This window comes from uncultured Thiohalocapsa sp. (genome assembly GCF_913062725.1).
Lineage (GTDB): Bacteria > Pseudomonadota > Gammaproteobacteria > Chromatiales > Chromatiaceae > Thiohalocapsa.
On sequence record NZ_CAJXWY010000078.1, the window covers coordinates 1 to 16,080 of the forward strand.

General features: G+C 64.4%; 18 protein-coding genes, 1 tRNA gene and 1 pseudogene. 7 read left to right on the plus strand and 13 right to left on the minus strand.

Going from position 1 to position 16,080, the window contains the following annotated elements; all coding sequences use genetic code 11:
- From QZ588_RS16110 to QZ588_RS16150, 9 genes are all read right to left on the minus strand, one after another.
- A partial coding sequence (locus tag QZ588_RS16110) for a hypothetical protein (RefSeq protein WP_295543963.1) occupies positions 1 to 379 on the minus strand: 379 nt, incomplete at its 3' end.
- Positions 372 to 1,073, minus strand: a complete 702-nt coding sequence (locus tag QZ588_RS16115; RefSeq protein ID WP_295543964.1) for a hypothetical protein — start codon at positions 1,071 to 1,073, stop codon at positions 372 to 374. The genes QZ588_RS16110 and QZ588_RS16115, both read right to left, overlap by 8 nt.
- Entirely contained in the window at positions 1,070 to 2,917 is a 1,848-nt protein-coding gene (locus tag QZ588_RS16120; protein ID WP_295543965.1) for a DUF927 domain-containing protein, read from the minus strand. Before QZ588_RS16120 ends, QZ588_RS16115 begins: the two co-directional genes overlap by 4 nt.
- A gap of 239 nt (positions 2,918 to 3,156) precedes the next feature.
- Complete coding sequence (locus QZ588_RS16125) at positions 3,157 to 4,056, minus strand: toprim domain-containing protein (RefSeq protein ID WP_295543966.1); 900 nt, start codon at positions 4,054 to 4,056, stop codon at positions 3,157 to 3,159.
- Complete coding sequence (locus QZ588_RS16130; RefSeq protein ID WP_295543967.1) at positions 4,053 to 4,253, minus strand: hypothetical protein; 201 nt, start codon at positions 4,251 to 4,253, stop codon at positions 4,053 to 4,055. The genes QZ588_RS16125 and QZ588_RS16130 overlap by 4 nt, the downstream gene beginning before the upstream one ends.
- Positions 4,254 to 4,534: 281 nt before the next feature.
- Positions 4,535 to 4,867: a hypothetical protein gene (locus QZ588_RS16135; RefSeq protein WP_295543968.1), complete on the minus strand. Its 333-nt coding sequence runs from the start codon at positions 4,865 to 4,867 to the stop codon at positions 4,535 to 4,537.
- Complete coding sequence (locus tag QZ588_RS16140; protein WP_295543969.1) at positions 4,860 to 5,078, minus strand: hypothetical protein; 219 nt, start codon at positions 5,076 to 5,078, stop codon at positions 4,860 to 4,862. The genes QZ588_RS16135 and QZ588_RS16140 overlap by 8 nt, the downstream gene beginning before the upstream one ends.
- A gap of 136 nt (positions 5,079 to 5,214) precedes the next feature.
- Positions 5,215 to 5,616 (minus strand): hypothetical protein, encoded by a 402-nt coding sequence (locus QZ588_RS16145; RefSeq protein WP_295543970.1) that lies wholly within the window; start codon positions 5,614 to 5,616, stop codon positions 5,215 to 5,217.
- 76 nt (positions 5,617 to 5,692) lie between these two features.
- Positions 5,693 to 7,027, minus strand: coding sequence for a tyrosine-type recombinase/integrase (locus QZ588_RS16150; protein ID WP_366929590.1), 1,335 nt, complete (start codon positions 7,025 to 7,027; stop codon positions 5,693 to 5,695).
- A gap of 674 nt (positions 7,028 to 7,701) precedes the next feature.
- On the opposite strand from QZ588_RS16150, the gene QZ588_RS16155 reads away from it, so the two are divergent.
- From QZ588_RS16155 to QZ588_RS16165, 3 genes are all read left to right on the plus strand, one after another.
- Complete coding sequence (locus QZ588_RS16155) at positions 7,702 to 8,484, plus strand: GNAT family N-acetyltransferase (RefSeq protein ID WP_295543972.1); 783 nt, start codon at positions 7,702 to 7,704, stop codon at positions 8,482 to 8,484.
- Positions 8,484 to 9,557: a hypothetical protein gene (locus QZ588_RS16160; RefSeq protein ID WP_295543973.1), complete on the plus strand. Its 1,074-nt coding sequence runs from the start codon at positions 8,484 to 8,486 to the stop codon at positions 9,555 to 9,557. The genes QZ588_RS16155 and QZ588_RS16160 overlap by 1 nt, the downstream gene beginning before the upstream one ends.
- Before the next feature lie 117 nt (positions 9,558 to 9,674).
- A complete protein-coding gene (locus tag QZ588_RS16165) occupies positions 9,675 to 10,820 on the plus strand; it encodes a polysaccharide pyruvyl transferase family protein (RefSeq protein WP_366929591.1) in 1,146 nt (381 codons plus the stop codon).
- A gap of 427 nt (positions 10,821 to 11,247) precedes the next feature.
- Here the strand turns inward: QZ588_RS16165 and QZ588_RS16170 are convergent, their stop codons facing one another.
- Positions 11,248 to 11,862, minus strand: coding sequence for a hypothetical protein (locus tag QZ588_RS16170; protein ID WP_295543975.1), 615 nt, complete (start codon positions 11,860 to 11,862; stop codon positions 11,248 to 11,250).
- A gap of 384 nt (positions 11,863 to 12,246) precedes the next feature.
- Between QZ588_RS16170 and QZ588_RS16175 the strand changes: the two genes are divergently transcribed.
- The 4 genes from QZ588_RS16175 (at position 12,247) to QZ588_RS16190 (ending at position 15,112) form a co-directional block, all read left to right on the plus strand.
- Positions 12,247 to 13,167: an ATPase gene (locus tag QZ588_RS16175; protein ID WP_295543976.1), complete on the plus strand. Its 921-nt coding sequence runs from the start codon at positions 12,247 to 12,249 to the stop codon at positions 13,165 to 13,167.
- Positions 13,168 to 13,177: 10 nt separating this feature from the next.
- Entirely contained in the window at positions 13,178 to 14,248 is a 1,071-nt protein-coding gene (locus QZ588_RS16180) for a homoserine O-succinyltransferase (RefSeq protein ID WP_295543977.1), read from the plus strand.
- A 339-nt stretch (positions 14,249 to 14,587) separates the two neighbouring features.
- Positions 14,588 to 14,842: a hypothetical protein gene (locus QZ588_RS16185; RefSeq protein ID WP_295543978.1), complete on the plus strand. Its 255-nt coding sequence runs from the start codon at positions 14,588 to 14,590 to the stop codon at positions 14,840 to 14,842.
- A 194-nt stretch (positions 14,843 to 15,036) separates the two neighbouring features.
- Positions 15,037 to 15,112: transfer RNA gene (locus tag QZ588_RS16190), tRNA-Phe, on the plus strand.
- Positions 15,113 to 15,145: 33 nt separating this feature from the next.
- Here the strand turns inward: QZ588_RS16190 and QZ588_RS16195 are convergent.
- From QZ588_RS16195 to QZ588_RS16205, 3 genes and pseudogenes are all read right to left on the minus strand, one after another.
- Positions 15,146 to 15,433 (minus strand): hypothetical protein, encoded by a 288-nt coding sequence (locus QZ588_RS16195; protein WP_295543979.1) that lies wholly within the window; start codon positions 15,431 to 15,433, stop codon positions 15,146 to 15,148.
- A gap of 206 nt (positions 15,434 to 15,639) precedes the next feature.
- On the minus strand, positions 15,640 to 15,891 hold the full coding sequence (locus QZ588_RS16200) for a hypothetical protein (protein WP_295543980.1): 252 nt from the start codon (positions 15,889 to 15,891) through the stop codon (positions 15,640 to 15,642).
- Positions 15,888 to 16,080, minus strand: a pseudogene (locus QZ588_RS16205) (hypothetical protein); the annotation flags it as partial. The gene QZ588_RS16200 and the pseudogene QZ588_RS16205, both read right to left, overlap by 4 nt.

Below are 16,080 nucleotides of genomic sequence, written 5' to 3' on the forward strand. Positions count from 1 at the left end.
ACGCGCACGCTGACGCGCCCGGACGCCGGGGTGGTGCCTTGGGTCGCGATGGGTGCGCCCGACGGCGTGACGGGCCTGTGAGCGCGCGTAGCGGGCGTGCGATGCCGGCGGCTCGATAGACGCGCGCGCGCAAATCGGCGGGCACGTCGGGCACCAGGCGGAGCACAACACCCTCGGGCACGTCGGCGAGCACACCCACCAGGTGCAGGAGCCCCGCGCGGCGGAGCACTTCGCGCGCTTCGGCGGCGGCCAGCGGGCGCGGGCGGTAGTCATCGCACCGACGCCAGCGGCCTGGGTGCGGCATGTGCACCACGAACGATTGACACCAATCCTGTTCGTCAAGCCAGGCGCAGTGGTTGCACTTCACGCGGTCAGCCATGGTTGTCTGCCCTCCAAGCTGCGCACCGATGCTCACCACGCGGCCATAGGGCTGGGGGAACGCGTGCACCAGGCGCATCAATCCCGCATCGGCCCAGCCCACCAGCACCATGCTCGTTGGCGATGTAATGCTGGCAGGTCTCGCAGGTGACGGTCGGCGCCGGCGGCGGTGTCGCTGGCCTCGGGATCGGGCGGCCGTTGATGCGGTTGTCGCACCAGACGCACGCCATGACGCGGCTGGGTGCGCCGAACCACAGCAGTACCGGGCCGCAGCCGCCGCAGTGGGCGGGCTGGGTGTAGTCCGGCGGCGCAATGCCCTCGGTGCGGGCGCGCTCCGCCTCGAGGGCGGTGCGCAGTGCCTCCAGGGCGGCGGGATCGTCCCTGATGACTGGCCAGTCCGGGCCGGCGGCGGTGCGCAGGCGCTCCAGGTCGTCGTCGGCAGACCGGCTTTCGTCTCCCGATTTCTGCGTGCTACCCGTGCTACCCGTGCTACCGCTTTGATTTTCCTCAGAAAACTGGGTAGCACGGGCGATGCTACCCGGTGCTACCCGTGCTACTCGGTTGTTTTCATTAGGATTTTCGTGCGGTGCTACCGGTGCTACCTGCCCATGGGTGGACGCCGGTGCTACCTGTGCTACCCGGTTGGCGCCGTCCGCCTCCCTCAGCGCGCGGGCGATGATGTCCTGCGCATTCATGGCTCGCCCTCCGTGTCGTCAGGGATGCGCACGGCGTAGACGCCGGTGTTGCGGCCGTCGATCTTGCGCTGTACGCGATGCTTGCGCCCGGCGCCGTGGATGAGCCAGCCGGCGGCGGACAGGGTTGCGAGCGCGCGCGTCAGGTCGTGCCCCGCAACGGCGTCGCGTAACCCGCTCGGCAGAAACAGATGCACAACGCCATCGGGGCCATCCTCGGTGTAGCCCGCCCGGTCGCGTATCAGGTGCCGACTACCGGTGCTGCGGTCATCGAACCGACTATCTCCATGTCGTTCGATGTAGCTGCGCACGGCGTCAAGGATTTGACGATCCTCTGCGTTGCCCCTGCCCCGCTTGGCTTGCCACGCACCGAACGCGGCGCGCGCGGCCTGGGTCGCGACGCCGGCGGGCCAGCCGGTGATGCCGGCGCTTGTGGCCAGCTCGCCGGCCACCGCGATCAGCCCAAGCTGATGAGCGACGCGGGACTCTTGTCCGCCGCCGCATTCCATGGACGCCACAACCTGCTCAACGGCGGCGCCGATCTGCGGGTCGGGGTTGTCCACCAGCCAGCGCACGAAGGCGGGGCCGGCGGTGCCGTGGTGGCGCTTGGTGGCGGTCTTGAGGCTATTGGCGAAGGCGCGGCCGTCGGCGGCGCCATGCAGGTCATCAAATACGCCATGGGTGCGCTGGCCAACCGGCAGGTTCACCAGCCGCACATCCTGGCCTGCGTGATACCGGGCGCCCTCAGCGCGCATGTAGTCCTCAACGGTTTTCTCGCCGCTGGACAGTAGGACGGTGCGCCACGCGCTACGGCGGCGTGATCCGCCCTTGGTGTTCGCGCGTGACTTCCCCTGCCCGTTGGCGATGCGGTAGATGATGCTGCCGATTTCGCGGCCGGGGGCCTGGCCAATCTCGTCCAGGGCGAGCAGGCTATCGTTGGACTCTGCGGCGGCGGCCTCCAGGCCGTTGGCGGTGGCGCTCCAGGTCCGCAGTAGGTAGCGCCCACCCCAGACCGACACGGCGCATTGGACGATCGTTGTCTTGCCGGCCGAGCTGTCGCCCCAGAAGTGCAGCCCACCATGCTCGACATGGGCCAGCTCCAGCAGCGGGCCAGCCAGGGCGGCGCTGATGGCCAGCGTCAGCGCGTCGTTGCCGGGCGCACGCTGCGACACCTCCGTGCGCCACCCTTCCAAGGTGCCCGTGCGCTCGAAGTCTGGTGGCGATGCGCTCTCCGACTGGAACCTGATGTCGCCGTCGCCAATCACCTCATCGGGTAGCACGAACGATCCGTCGTGCCAGCCGAGCGCCAATGCAGCCAGTACACGGCGCTTCGGGGTGAGCGCCATCAGGTAGTGCGGCAGCTTGGCGCGTGACTTCGGGTCGATGCGCAGACCCATGTGGAGCAGCTCCCCGCGCAGGTCTACGCAGTCGCCCCGCAGCATCGCCATGGGCATGTTCCACTCGTGCCAGCGCCCGGTGTTGTCCCTGAACCGCAGCAGGCGGCCGAAGCTCTCGCCACGCCGGTCGAACGTTGTGGCTTGGATTAGCAGCGGGTCACACACCCACTCATCAATGCGCTCGGCGCCATCCTCGGTATCGCGTCTGCCGTGGTAGTAGACGCCGGGGCGGCGCTTCGGTGTCCCTGTACCCCACCAGTCGAGGTAGACGCGCCAGCACGGGCACTTGGCCACGTTCGGCGGCTGCTCGGTCACGATACTGTCGTCGTCCGGCGGCGCCTCCACCGGGTCGATCGCGGCGCCCAGGGGGTCGTCGCCGTCGTCGATGGGTAGCACGGGTAGCACGGCGCCACCCACCCCGGTGCTACCCTCTTTTGCTTGCCCATTCAACGGGGTAGCACCGGTAGCACCGGTAGCACCTTGTTTTTCGTGATCGGGCTCGGTCTCAGGCTCGGGGCCGCTGGGTAGCACCGGTAGCACGGTGCTACCTGCCGTGGTGCTACCCTCTTTTGCCTTGCCGTTCAGTCGGGTAGCACCGGTAGCACCGGTAGCACCGGTTTCTGCGGGTGCGGACTCGGCTCCAGGCTTAAGGCGGATGCCCCGGCGGGCGGATTTGGTGCGCTTGGCGCTCATGCGGCCGCCCTCCCGGCGGCGGCGCGGCGCAGCCTGTAGCAGTCGTTGAAGTCGGTGGGATGGCCGGACAGGTCGAGACCCGTCCAATCGGGCAGCAGCAGCTTGGCGCCGATGTCCAGGGCGGCGGCTCGGGCCTTCGCGGCGCCGGGATTGCCCTCAGTCCAGCGGTCGTCATCACCGCAGACGATGACCTCGCCCTGGGGGCGCTGGCGGCGCACGGCGCGTGCGACGTGCAGCAAGTTGCCAGCGTTGAAGGCGCACCAGACGGCGGCGCCGGTCTCTTCGTGGAGCGTCGCGGCGGTGGCGAAGCCCTCGCAAATCAGCAGCTCCGGGCGGCGGGTGCCGTCGTTGAGCAGGTAGCAGCCGCCGCTGGTGCGCCCGCCGCTGAGGAAACGCTTGTTCCCATCGGGCTGGATGCTCTGAACGCTGGAAAGCTCCCCATCGGCGTAGACAGGGATCAGCAGCGCGCGGCCGAGCTGGCGGATGCCGTGCGTGCTTATGGCCTTGCGCGCCAGGTACGGATGATCCGGGTCGGCGGGCGCGGCCTGCTCCAGCATGTGCTTGGCCTTGGCGGCGGCTGCTGCGTGCGCATCGCGACGCTCGGCTTCGCGCTGCTGGCGGGCGCGCTCCATGAGTCGGCGCATGGCGCGGCGGTCGGCCTCGGTGGCGTCGTCACCAGCGGCGCTCCAAGTCTCGGTGATGCCGGCCCTCCAGCTCCCGAAGGCGCCGGCGGGGGTGCCATCGACGTGGAGCACATACCAGCCGTTGCGGGTGCCGGGCTTGTCGTCGGCGGCGCGGAAACGCTGGATGTTGCCATCGGCGATGATGGTCTCAGGGGCGCCAAGACCGGCGGCTGCCATCGCGGCGCCGAAGTCGGTGACGGGGGATGCGCTCATGCCTGCACCTCCCGCACCAGCTCACGGCGCAGTAGATACAGGTCAGCCGGCAGCGGCGGCAGGCCGTGGCGTTCGCGGTAGCGGTCTGCGCAGTCGCGCAGGCTCATGAGTCCAGCCGCGCGGCGCCATGCGCGGCCGCCGAGGGGGTGCAACTGGACGATGACGGCAGGTTGCCGCTTGAGGCGATGGGTAGTCATGGGTCGATCTCCACGATTGGAGACCGCCACGGAAGGCGCAGGCGCGCGCGTCCGGTGCCGCGATGCGGTACCATACTGCGTGCCGGTGCCCTACCGTTGCGGCGGTCGGGCTTAGCCTCCAGGGTGCGTCAACACCCTGGGGGACGGTTTCACGGTATCACAATATCGGTCTCTGAAGCCCTCGGTGTCGGGCGCACCGGGGGCTTTCTTTTGCGCCGTGTCCGCCCAGCGGCGGCGCTCCTTGGCACGTCGGGCTTGGCGGCGGTCTCGGGTGCGCTTGCTCATTCGTCGCCCTCCTTGCCCGTCATGCAGGTGGCCCGCTCTACCAGCAGGCTCAACTGCTCGATTAACTCCGCCAGGAGTGTATTCGTATCCGCCAAGGCGCGGATGTCCTCACCCTGCGGCGGCGCATCAGCCGCTAGCGTATTAAGAAGCGCCAACCCACGGGCCAAGGTCTGAATATCGTCGGCGGCGTTGGTGGTGATCCAGTCAATACGCTCCTGGGGCGCGTCGCACAAATACTTGAGCCGCTCCATGTCGATACGCGCAGGGTCAGCCTCGGGCAATGCTTGCTGAATCAAGCGGCCAATGCATGATGCGTAGCAATCACCCATGACGCGCCTCCTGCTCGCTGCGGCGGGCGGCTGCATCGAGCGCGGCCAGGAACTTGCGACGACGCCAGTAACGGCGTCCTTCGATGTAATCCGGCGGCGGGATGATCCCCTTGCGGGTCCACCGCCACAAGGTCATGTCGGAGACATCACCCGCGAGACGGCGGGCGGTTGGGGCGTTGATCCGCTCATCGGGATCGGCGCTGTCGATCAACTCATCGGAATCGGCGGATTGAAGGTGTGCGGCGGTTGCCGCATCGCGGAGATGGGTCTGCATCGGTATGCCTCACGTTGTTGAACGTGGGCACAAGGTATATCGATTGAGGCAGCAACCCTAGGCAAAAGATCGGCTATCTTTTGCCCTTGAGTGATGCGGCCACAACACGTCGGTATAGGTCGATTGACTCCCTGTTCGCGCGAGCAAATTTCTGCATCGCTGAACCGTCCGAGTCCTCGTTCAAGCTGTGCGCGTAGTCGCGCGCCGCTTCGTTCAGACTCAGGCCATCAACGACCATAATCTTCGCTATCGCGTGCATCCGCTGGTGCTTCACATCTTCCGGCAGGTGCCGCTGTCCCCTGCGGCGCTTCGTGCCAAACACGCTATCAGGTGATTCCCCCCGCCAGATGCGCTCCAGCCTTGAAACGAGCCAGTCGGCCAAGTACGGGTTTAACGGTTGACCGACCGTCACGCGCAATCGTTGCGCCACAAATAAGCACGCCTCCCGCGGGTCCTTGGTATCGACAGCGGCCATAACCCGACGCTCCGCCTCGTCAGCGTCATGGGGGGGACCGAAGTACCTGGCCATTTCTTCGTCGGTGAGCTTGCGACTAGCCATTGGCCACCGCCCGCAGCGCGACGACGTTCGTGTCAGCGGACTGCTCACCGAACTCCCTCATCAGGAGCGCGGCCCATGCGTTGAGGGCGTCCCGGCGCTCGTCCAGGTGCAGCGCCTTGTTGTAAACCCCCGCCACGCCGGCCTTCGTGCCGCTGACATGGTTCAGCGCGGCCTCGATGACGTGGGGCGCGATGCGCAGGTGCTCGGCCATGTGCGTCGCCACACTGCGTCGCAGGTCATGCAGCCGCCACGGCGCAAGCTCGGTGCCGGCCTTGGCGATGCGGGCGTCCAGCAATGTCTTGCCCCGCGAGAAGCCACTGAACGGACTCGTGCCGGTGTTGGTGAAGGCGAGCGCGGGCGCGGGCTTCGCCTTGGTGGCGATGGCCTTCTGCGTCGCCTTGCGGGCTTCCAGGATGGCGAGCGCCGGCGGGGACAGCGGGATGATGTGGTCGCGGTGGTTCTTGACGCGGGCGGCGGGGAGTGTCCACACACCCGCATCGGTGTCGACCTCGCTCCAGCGCAGCTCCGCCACCTCGCGCAGGCGGGCGCCCGTCATCATGAGCAGCCTCACGATGGCGTTGAGCTGCGTACGCTCGCCCTCGGTGGCCTGCCAGATGATGCGCAGCTCGTCCAGAGACAGCACACGGTCGCGGCTGCGCTCGCCGCCGGGTTTCTTGATGCCCGTGGTTGGGTCGGCCTCGATGATGCCCCGGTTCACGGCCCAGCCGAACAGAAGTTTGCTGTAAGCTAGGGCTTTGTTTGCTTGTCGCTCCGCTCCGCGGCCCATGAAGCGGTCGAGCGCATCAAGCACGTCCCGGCGACCAATTTTGGCGATGGGGTTGTCGTCCCAGCCCGCGAAGTCATCGCTGGACAGGATGCGCGTCATTTCTTCCAGCGTGCTCGTGGCAGGGCGGCGGTTCTGTCGCCCCCGGTACTTCTCAAGGAACTCTGCCCGCACGACGGCGAACGTGTTGCGGCTGTCGTCCACCAGTTGCTTGCGCTCAGCCTTGATCGCTTCCGCCGGGTCGTCGCCCCGCTTGGCGGCGGCCTTGGCGTCGTCGGCCTTCTGGCGAGCGTCTGCCAGCGTCAACGCCGGGTAGCTGCCCAGCGTGACACGCTGCTGCTTCCAGGCGCCGGCCCTCAGCGATCGGATGATGACTACCCAGCTCTGGACGCCACTGGCAGACAGGCGCAGCCCGAGGCCCTTGGTGTGACTGTCCCAATACTCGATGCGCCCCGTCGCGGGCCGCTTGAGCCGCTTCACCGCCGCGTCGGTGAGCTTGATCGTCGGCATGGTGCTCCCCTCTGGTCTGTTACCCCGGCCCATCCGGGGTAACACTCGGGGTAACAGAATGTCTGGTTAAGGACTGTTACCCACGACGGCTAACAGTCTATAACAGACAGGCCAGAGATCAAGCATGGCAGGGCTTTAGGTGCCCTTGTAGCAGGGGACGGTGTTAGGTGGCGGGAGGCCGAAAAAGGGGATAGCGCAGGACTCATAATCCCTTGGTCCTAGGTTCGAATCCTAGGCGGCCCACCAAACGCACGCCCTTCGTCTCTCGGTTTCCGGTGTCTGCGGTCGTGAAGCTTACAGGGATGTATTCACGATGTCCCCCGCCCGCCGCCATCCAGCCCGCTGAGGCTTGCGTCGGCTATTGCTGTCCGTCGGGTATACGCCGGAATCGGGCGCCCATGATACACATTGTGTGATATCTGTCGCCGTCGCACGCTCGTTTGATTGTGGGCCGTATGAGTCACCGGATTACACTCGACTCCAAAGCCTGGCGCTCGCTTTTTGGCATCGCCGGGAGGCAATCCCGGTTGAGCGGCTGGACGCCGTTTCACCATCCCCAACTGATCGCCGCCGTTGCCGCATCACATGCCCTCGAGCCCCTTGCGCTGGGCGAGCTCGAGGCTGGCCAGCTGCGCGCGGGGCTGGTGGTGCTAAAGCCAAGCCATGGCACGGCGTGGCCGATTTCTGCGTGTCCATATAACGGGCCGATGATCGCGCCGAGCGCCTCAAGCTATCCGTTCAAGCGCGATACACATACGGGGCGTCTGCTCTCGTCGCTGATGCACTCGCTCATCGCGACAGAACCCTGGGCTCATGTGCGTATCCCCGCTGGGATCTTTGATCCTCGCTCACTCCTCGCATCGGGGTTTCGGATCACACCGAGCTTCACTTATCACATCGAGCTCGCATCGCCACAAATGCTGGCCCAGCGAATTGCGCCCGACCGTCGTCGTCAGATCCGCAAAGCCGAGCGCGCCGGCGTGACCCTCTGTGAGATCGCGCTCGATTCCGCGTCGGTCGCCCGCGAGTGGGGACTCATCACGCACAGCTTGCATGCGGACCAAGCTGCACGCCATCGCCTACCGCCGGATACTGATACCGCCGGATTCACCACCTTGCTGGCGCACGCCGCCGGACACGACTGGCTGCGCCTGTTCGTGGCCCGAACGGCTACGGGACAGCCGTGTGCTTTCCAGCTCACGACCGTCCAAGGCACCCGGGCGGCCAATCTCCTCACCGGCGCGCTCGGCGATGCACCGACGGGCGCCAACGCCTTGCTGCGCCTGCAAAGCTTTATCATGCTCGCCCACGAGGGCGTGCAGCAGTTGGATCTGAACGGTGCAAGATCCGGCCCCGGCGGACGCTTCAAAGCATCACTGGGCGGGCACCTGGTTGAGCGTTGGGATATTGCGCCGCCCCAAGATCCGACCTTGGCACAAAGACTCGAGGCCCGCCTGCGGCGAGCCTGGCGAGGGCTGCGGCGGCGCTGATGATCAGCGCGCGGCTCAATCCGGGCAGGACGACGCCCGCCGACACAACATCCGAGCGCGACGCGCCGAACAGCGCTACCCGCGCACAGCCGCGGCCCGCATCACATCGCCGCGCCCCAGCCACGGTCTGCCCGTCGACGACAGAGAGCCGCATGAAGAACGCAGATACAACATCGGCGCCGATGGCCGCGCTGGGGCAGGAGCACTCGACGCTCAGCGCAGCGATCCGCGCGCACTTTGCAGCGCGGGTCAGAGACACGGCGATTGCGCGCTCGCCATTCCCGCACATGGTGATCGAGTCCGCCCTGCCCACAGAGATCTACCAACGCGTGCTCGCAACGGCGTCCCGCCCAGACCTCATGCCAGATGCGTTCGGTGACCCCGTCTGGACCAGGCGACTCAAATTCAAGACCTGGTACGACCGCCGCTTCCAGCGCAGCCTGGCGCAGCGCGCGCGCAACCCCCAAGACGATCGTTTGCTATGGCAGGCGCTCGCAGCGGTGTTCACCGACGTGGAGTTTCTCGCGCATGTGCTCGACGCGGCGTTGCCCGATTACCTCGCATTGCGCTTCGGCGACGCCCGCAGGTCACCGGGCTTTTGGCAACGCCTTCAGGTGCAGGCCTTCACGCAACGTCACGCGCCCGGTTACCGGCTCGAAGCCCATACCGATATCCCAACGCGCGTGGCGACGATCATTTTTTCTTTCGCCGACAGCACAGATCACGAGCGCGCGGGCACACTACTGCTACGGCCAAAAGATCCACTGCAAGTCTGCTCAGGCAACCTCCACTATCCACTTGCGGGCTTCGAACTGGCCACGATTGCCCCGTACAGGCCGAATACCGCGCTGTTGTTTTTCAAAACCCGTCACTCCTGGCATGCGGTCTCACCCGAGGCGCACAAGGCACCGAACGGCCGCTATGGCATGCAAGTACAGCTCTATGAGCCCGACGGTGGTGTGCTCAATGACCTCTCAGAGCCTGATCTTCTGCGCAATAAGCAGTTCAAGCGTGCAGCCTGGCACACTCGCATCAAGTGGCGAATCCAAAAGCTTCTGGGTGGACGTCAGTAATGCCGCATCAATCGTTCAGAATTTATTGCATGTGCGAGGTAAAGCGTGGCGATGTCATGAGCTTGGCGCGGCCAGATGCAGTGATATTGGTGTTGTCATAGGCATCCGCGAAGACTCATGGGGATTTACTTGCACAGGCACCACGCAAACCATTGCCTCGTTATCGGGGAAAACACATCCAACATCGGTGATCTTTTTCTTCGAAGGCAATTGATCTCGGTTACCCGGGTCATGTTTGCGCCGAATAAGATATTCTCGATCGAATGGCAGGATAATCTGGCCACCGAGGCTGTCTTGCAGTCATGTGGCGCATCTCCCATGTCGATTCGTGCGAAGCCTTTCAGTGTATTGGCCAAGGCTGTTGGTGCTAGCGTTTTTATCGGTCCGGGTCAGATGATCAGGGGTAACGCCAGCGTCTTTTGCGTCCTATTCTATTTGGTGATCGCTCTTGTGACCCGCTTGTCACGTGGCACTGTCACCTTGCATGGTATTGGGATCGGCCGAATGGATAAAGCGCTCCATATATTTCTGTGGAAGCTCATCGGCTCGTTGTGTGGGGCCGGGTATTTCCGTGATGAACCGTCCCTAAAACAAGCCCGGGAGATTCTGGGTATGAAGCAAAACGCTTTCCTTTGTGCGGATTATGCCTTTCTTCAAACAGACCTATCGGCCCTGTTTTGCCGCACAGTGACAGCACCAACCGAGCCGTATATCGTCTGCGCGCCGGTTTATTGTCAATCCGAAGGCCGACTGCTTTCATCGGACGAAGTGGCGACGACAGTTGTCGCGAGCGCCGCATCACTCAAATGTGAAAAGATCGTATTTTTGCTCCATGCACCTGGTATTGGTGCTGAGCATGCGTTTTTCAGTGACTGTGAAAAGAAAGTCCGAGCTATCTCACAAAGTGCGCTTCGGACACGTCAAGTGGAGACGTTCGACCTGGAGATCGTCGCCAAGCTGTACCGAGAGGCGGCTCTTGTGATCTCCAATCGGCTGCATGCCGTTATTTTTGGACTCATTGCGCAAAAGCCGGTCCTTGTGCTTGAGGACGGTAGCCAAAAACTAGCGGCGATTGCCCGGCAGTTTTGCACTCCCGTTGGGTCTATCGCAGGAAGTCTGCGGCCTAGGGCTCGAACGCCAGAATATCGGGATGCCCTGGGAGCCAGCCAGGCCCTCGCCTTTGCCGCTTTTGCTGAGGGAGGGGCCTCCGGATCGTCCAAGACCCGCTGGGCCTCAAACGCTCTTCGCCGCTACCGATCCTGAGGCGACGTTGGAGGCCATCGACGTCGCCTCTCAAGTCGCGAGAGAAGAACGCTTGAAACGCTGAGAAGTTCGTGGTCGTCTGTGCGCGTTTGCGAAGCTCGGGAAGCGATTCGATCGGTTGGGTGGAGACGGAAACGAGCTCCGCGTCGTTGTCCAGTGTGTGTTTGCGCAGCCCTTCAAGGACATGAGTCCGAGCCAAATCGGCCCTCGTCTGGCGCCACGCTGTGAAAATCCCGAGGCCATGTCACAGTCACGCCGCTAGCGGCTTGTCGGTATGGGTCCATCGAAACGGTTTGGCGAGAGTCTCGTTACAGGTATCGATGAACGAGGTGAGCTTGTGATGCAGGTCTTTTGACGACATCGAAGGCGGCGATCAGGGTCAGGGTACCGTGGCGGATGTCCTTGAGCTCGCACTGTTGAACGCAGGCTACAACTTCGGCCGGATCTCGATGAGCACCCCTTCGGTGGTGAGGTAATAATCTGAGGGGTGGAGCGCCAGGCGCATCCGGTACGGTTCTTCTTCTGCCGGAACCAGTCGGAGCTGCCCACCGCAGCGATGCCGGAAATCCTGACTCAGACCATCGGCTTCGGCAAATACGACGCGTGCCGTTTGAGCACTGCCGCACGTGAGACAGCGCGGCGGCGACTGGCGTGCCCGCAGCGCAGCGAGCAGGGCTTCCAATTCCCAGATCGCTTCTTCCAGATTGTCGGGTGGCCGGTTACGGAATGCTTGGACTGAAAGTCGGATCTTTGCACCGGGGCTCAGGGTCGGGTCGTCGAAGACGGCTCTTGCCTGTGCCTTGAAGTCAGGCCCCCGGCCTTCGAGGTGGTCGCGATACCGCTCAAGGGTCTGTTGGAACCGGGCGGCATCGAGGTCTTCAATCTCCCGCAGGTCGTCACAGCTGTGGCACCAGCCCCGGGTGTGGTGGCCTTCGACGAGGATGTTGTCCGCCAGTTGGTAGAGGACGCGTATCGGCTGCTGAGGTTCTCGTGTCTCGTACTCGCACTCTGTACAGACGATCAACCTGGTCGGAAGGGACATGTGCGCTGCACCGTGTGGGATGGTTATGTCATCGACGGAGAGCCAGCGGTCTTCCGTGTTACTCGCCCTGTGGACCCTTGTTGTGCAAGCTTAGCAGGATTTGGCCTGGTTTACTTGGGTCTGAACGTGAAGCCAACGCCGGAGCACCAGCGCGGATGGTGGCTCGACATCGACCAACGCGTGCAACCCCCGAGTTTGCCGCAGCCCTACGGGCTGGCGACGGCGTTCGGCTTGACGTGCGCCGGGCGCATGGTCTGTGCGCGCCGGCCGGCACATGACGACGGTTGGCGGTTCTGATAGGTTATGCTGGTAGATGGTCGCCGCGATCCCCGGCCGGCCCTGTTCTCCGCGCGCGCTCTTATCCCCTCCAGGTCCCACGGTCCCGTGCACTTCGACATCGACGGATTCCGCAACTGGCAGCACCGCAGCATCACGCTGCTCGGCATGTCCGGTGTCGGCAAGACCTACTTGTCGGCGCTGCTGCGTCGCAACGATTGGTTCCACTACTCCGGGGACTATCGCATCGGCACCCGCTATCTGGACGAGCCGATCCTGGATCTGATCAAGTCCAAGGCCATGGCCGTGCCCTTTTTGCGCGAGTTGCTGCGCCGGGACTGGATTGCCATTCACAACAAGATCGAGGTGGATGATCTCGGGCCGGTGCTGAGCTTCGTCGGCCAGCTCGGGGACCCGGATAAGAACGGCCTGTCGCTGCAGGAGTTCAACCGCCGCCAGGCCATGTATCGCCAGGCGGAGATCCAGGCCATGCGCGACGTGCCCGCGTTCATCGATAAGGCGCGTCGCATCTACGGCTACAGCCACTTCGTCAACGACGTCGGCGGCAGCCTCTGTGAGTTGGAAGAGCCGGCGATTATCGATCTGCTGGCCCGCCACACGCTGATTCTGTACATTCGCGTGCCCCAGCAGGACGAGATCAAGCTGATCCGCCGGGCTCAGGCGGACCCCAAGCCGCTGTACTTCCGCCCGGCCTTTCTGAAGTCGGCGGTGAAGGACTACCTCGGCGAGCGCGGACTCACCTATGTCGCCGACATCGACCCGGATGACTTTACCCGCTGGGTGTTTCCGCGGCTGTTCCACTCCCGCGTGCCCCGCTACGAGGCTATCGCCCGCCCGCACGGCTATGTCGTGGAATCCACCGAGGTCGCGGCGGTGCGCGACGAGCAGGACTTCCTCGCCTTGATCGAGACGGCCATCGCCCGCAAGGCGGCGGCGGGCGCCAGCGCCGGCTATCCCGCCTCCACCGGTACGACGCCGCCGGCACCCGCACCCCAAGACACCGACTGAACCAAAGACCTTGCCCATCGTCGCCCACAACGACCTGCCGGCCTTCGAGCGCCTGCGTGAAGAAGGTCAGAATATCCTGCCCTCGGATCGCGCCATCGCGCAGGACATCCGCGAGTTGCACATCGGCCTGCTGAACATGATGCCGGATGCGGCGCTGGCGGCCACCGAGCGCCAGTTCTTCCGGCTCGTGGGCCAGAGTAACCAGATCGCGCAGTTCTACGTCCACCCCTTTTCTCTCGAGGAACTGCCCCGTTCGGCCCAGGCCCAGGCCCACATCGCGCGCTGGTACGAGCCCTTCGCACAGGTGCGCGAGCAGGGCTTGGATGCGCTCATCATCACCGGCGCCAACGTCGCCGGGCCGGATATTGCCCGCGAGCCCTTCTGGCGGCCGCTGATGGAGGTGGTGGACTGGGCCTGTGAGTCGGTCACGTCCACGCTCTGCTCGTGCCTCGCCACACATGCGGTGATGCAGTTCCGCTACGGACAGCCGCGCCAGCCCCTGGGCTTCAAGCGCTGGGGTGTGTATGCGCATCGGGTCGTCGACCGCGCGCATCCCCTGGTGACCAGCGTCAACACCCTGTTCGACGTGCCCCATTCCCGCTTCAACGAGGTGAGCCGCGAGCAATTCGACGCCGCAGGCGCCCGCGTCTTGGTGGAAAGCGAGACCGCGGGCGTGCATCTGGCCGTCAGTGGCGATGGCTTGCGGTTGGTGATGTTCCAGGGGCACCCGGAGTACGACACCGTCTCGCTGCTGAAGGAATACAAGCGGGAAGTGACGCGCTTCGCCGCCGGCGCGCGCCCGGACTATCCGCCCTTCCCGGAGAACATCTTCAGCCGCAAGACCGCGGCGGTGCTCGACGAGCATCGCCACATGCTGGAGCGCGAACTCGACCGCGGACGCCGACCGCCGGACCTACCCGAGGCCCGCATCGCCGCAACCCTGGACAACACCTGGCGCGACACCGCCGAAGGCGTCATCGGCAACTGGCTGGGCCTGATCTACCGCGTCACCAACAACGACCGCCGCATCCCGTTCATGGCGGATATCGACCCGGATGACCCGCTGGGTCTGCGCCGCTGACCCACGGATCGGCGGCTAATCGCCCTGTTCGTCCCTTTTACGCGTGCCTCCTCGACGATTTTGTTGCGATTGCGCAACCGCTGTTGCAAGTGTCTCCTGCGCCGGCGGGGCTCGGCGGCTCTACGGAAAATCCTTACGAAATCTTCATGATGTTCGGGTCAAACAGCTGTTTGCGAGCGGCTTGTCAGGACGCATATCTGTGCCTACACTTGCGGTAACAGACCGCGTGTGGCCTACGAGCCACATGCGCCGTTTGGAACTCCGGGAAAACCCGAAAATCCATCGAAAGATCAAGGGCTAGCACCCGTTTAGACAGCGCCAGTCACGAGTACGACCAAGATGTTCGACGAGCAAGAAAACGTTATCCGCTACAAATGGGACCCCTGCACCGGGTCCGGCTACCGCATCCGTTGCGCCATCGGCGGCGGAGAGCACCACTACTTCGTGGAGGATTGGAGCAATCACGTCGTCGTCGACGACTACGGCTGCCATGACCTCGACGAAGCCCTGGGTGTGCTGAAGCGCTACTGCGACATCGACATCGCGGATGAGCGCAGCCGCATCGCCGCCTGGCTGCCAGAGAACGTGCAGTAGCCCATGGGGCGCAGTGCAGGCTCTTCGCCGTGGACTGACCGGCTCGGCTGATGTCGCCGCATCCTGCGCACCTGCCCGCCGCGGCGCAGCGGGCGCGGGCCAACCGCGCGCGACCCACGCTATGCCTTGACCACCGCCGCCCGCTGCGTTTTAATATCGGGCTTCGTGAGCGACGTGTCGCCACAAGCCCATCCGCCCAGGTAGCTCAGTTGGTAGAGCAGGGGACTGAAAATCCCCGTGTCGGCAGTTCGATTCTGTCCCTGGGCACCATCTTTCAAGCGCTTACAGGGGCGTCAGGGCGCATCAGCCGCGCTGATTAGCCTGTTTCGCGTCCTGCAGTATCACCCATAGGGTCATCCGCGGGCAGCCCATAGATGCAGCAGTGGTGCGGGCTGTCGCGGGTTTGTGCTTGCGAGTGTCACCGACTGTCACCCACAGCACCGCAGCCGGCCCTGTGCGGCGGTCCCGGTGGGCGTTGGCCGCATAGGTCTCGATATCGACCTCCCGCACAGGCTTAGCAGCCAGCTGGTCGGCACGGCGGGCTGCTTCGGCGGGATCGGTCACATACCGGATCAGGGAAGGATCAAGCAAGCACGGTACTCCGGCACGACAGCACAGGGCTGCAGCCTACCAGCTCACGGGACATCTAAGTGCATCAAGCGCGATGTTCAGCCAGCCGTTAGCGAACCCGACATGGGTGCTCCCGCGCATCAGCAGCCCGCTAAACGGGTAGCCCCGATCTGTCAGGGTATCGTGAACGACAGCCTGTAGTTTGAGCGGTGTCGAGGGGGTGCTGCTCATCCCTCACCCTCAGCCAGCTCAAGACGGCGCTCGATCCGTTCCAGCCGATCGGCCAGCTTGTCGAGGGTCAGCTGCTGGCGGGCGTTGGTTTCATCGCCATAGGCCACCTCCCGCTTGACTAGCCCCATGTTGCCTTCGAGGGCAGTCATGCGGTGTTTCAGCTCAGACACATCATCGGCAATCTGATCGACGCGGCCCCGGATATGGCGAAGGTGCTCAAGGATCAGGCTGTCTAAGGTGCTGCTCATTTCACACCCTCTGCCGTGCCCAGCAGCTCATCCGCCATGCCCCGCACCAGTGCATGCGTGTGTTGCTCGCTGAGGTGGGCATAGCGTTTTGTCGTGTTCGCGGACTTGTGGCCTAGGAGCCTGTCCGACTTAGGCTCAGGATTCGGTCTCATCCGTGTGCTACTGCCAAAAAATATACGAATCGGTTTA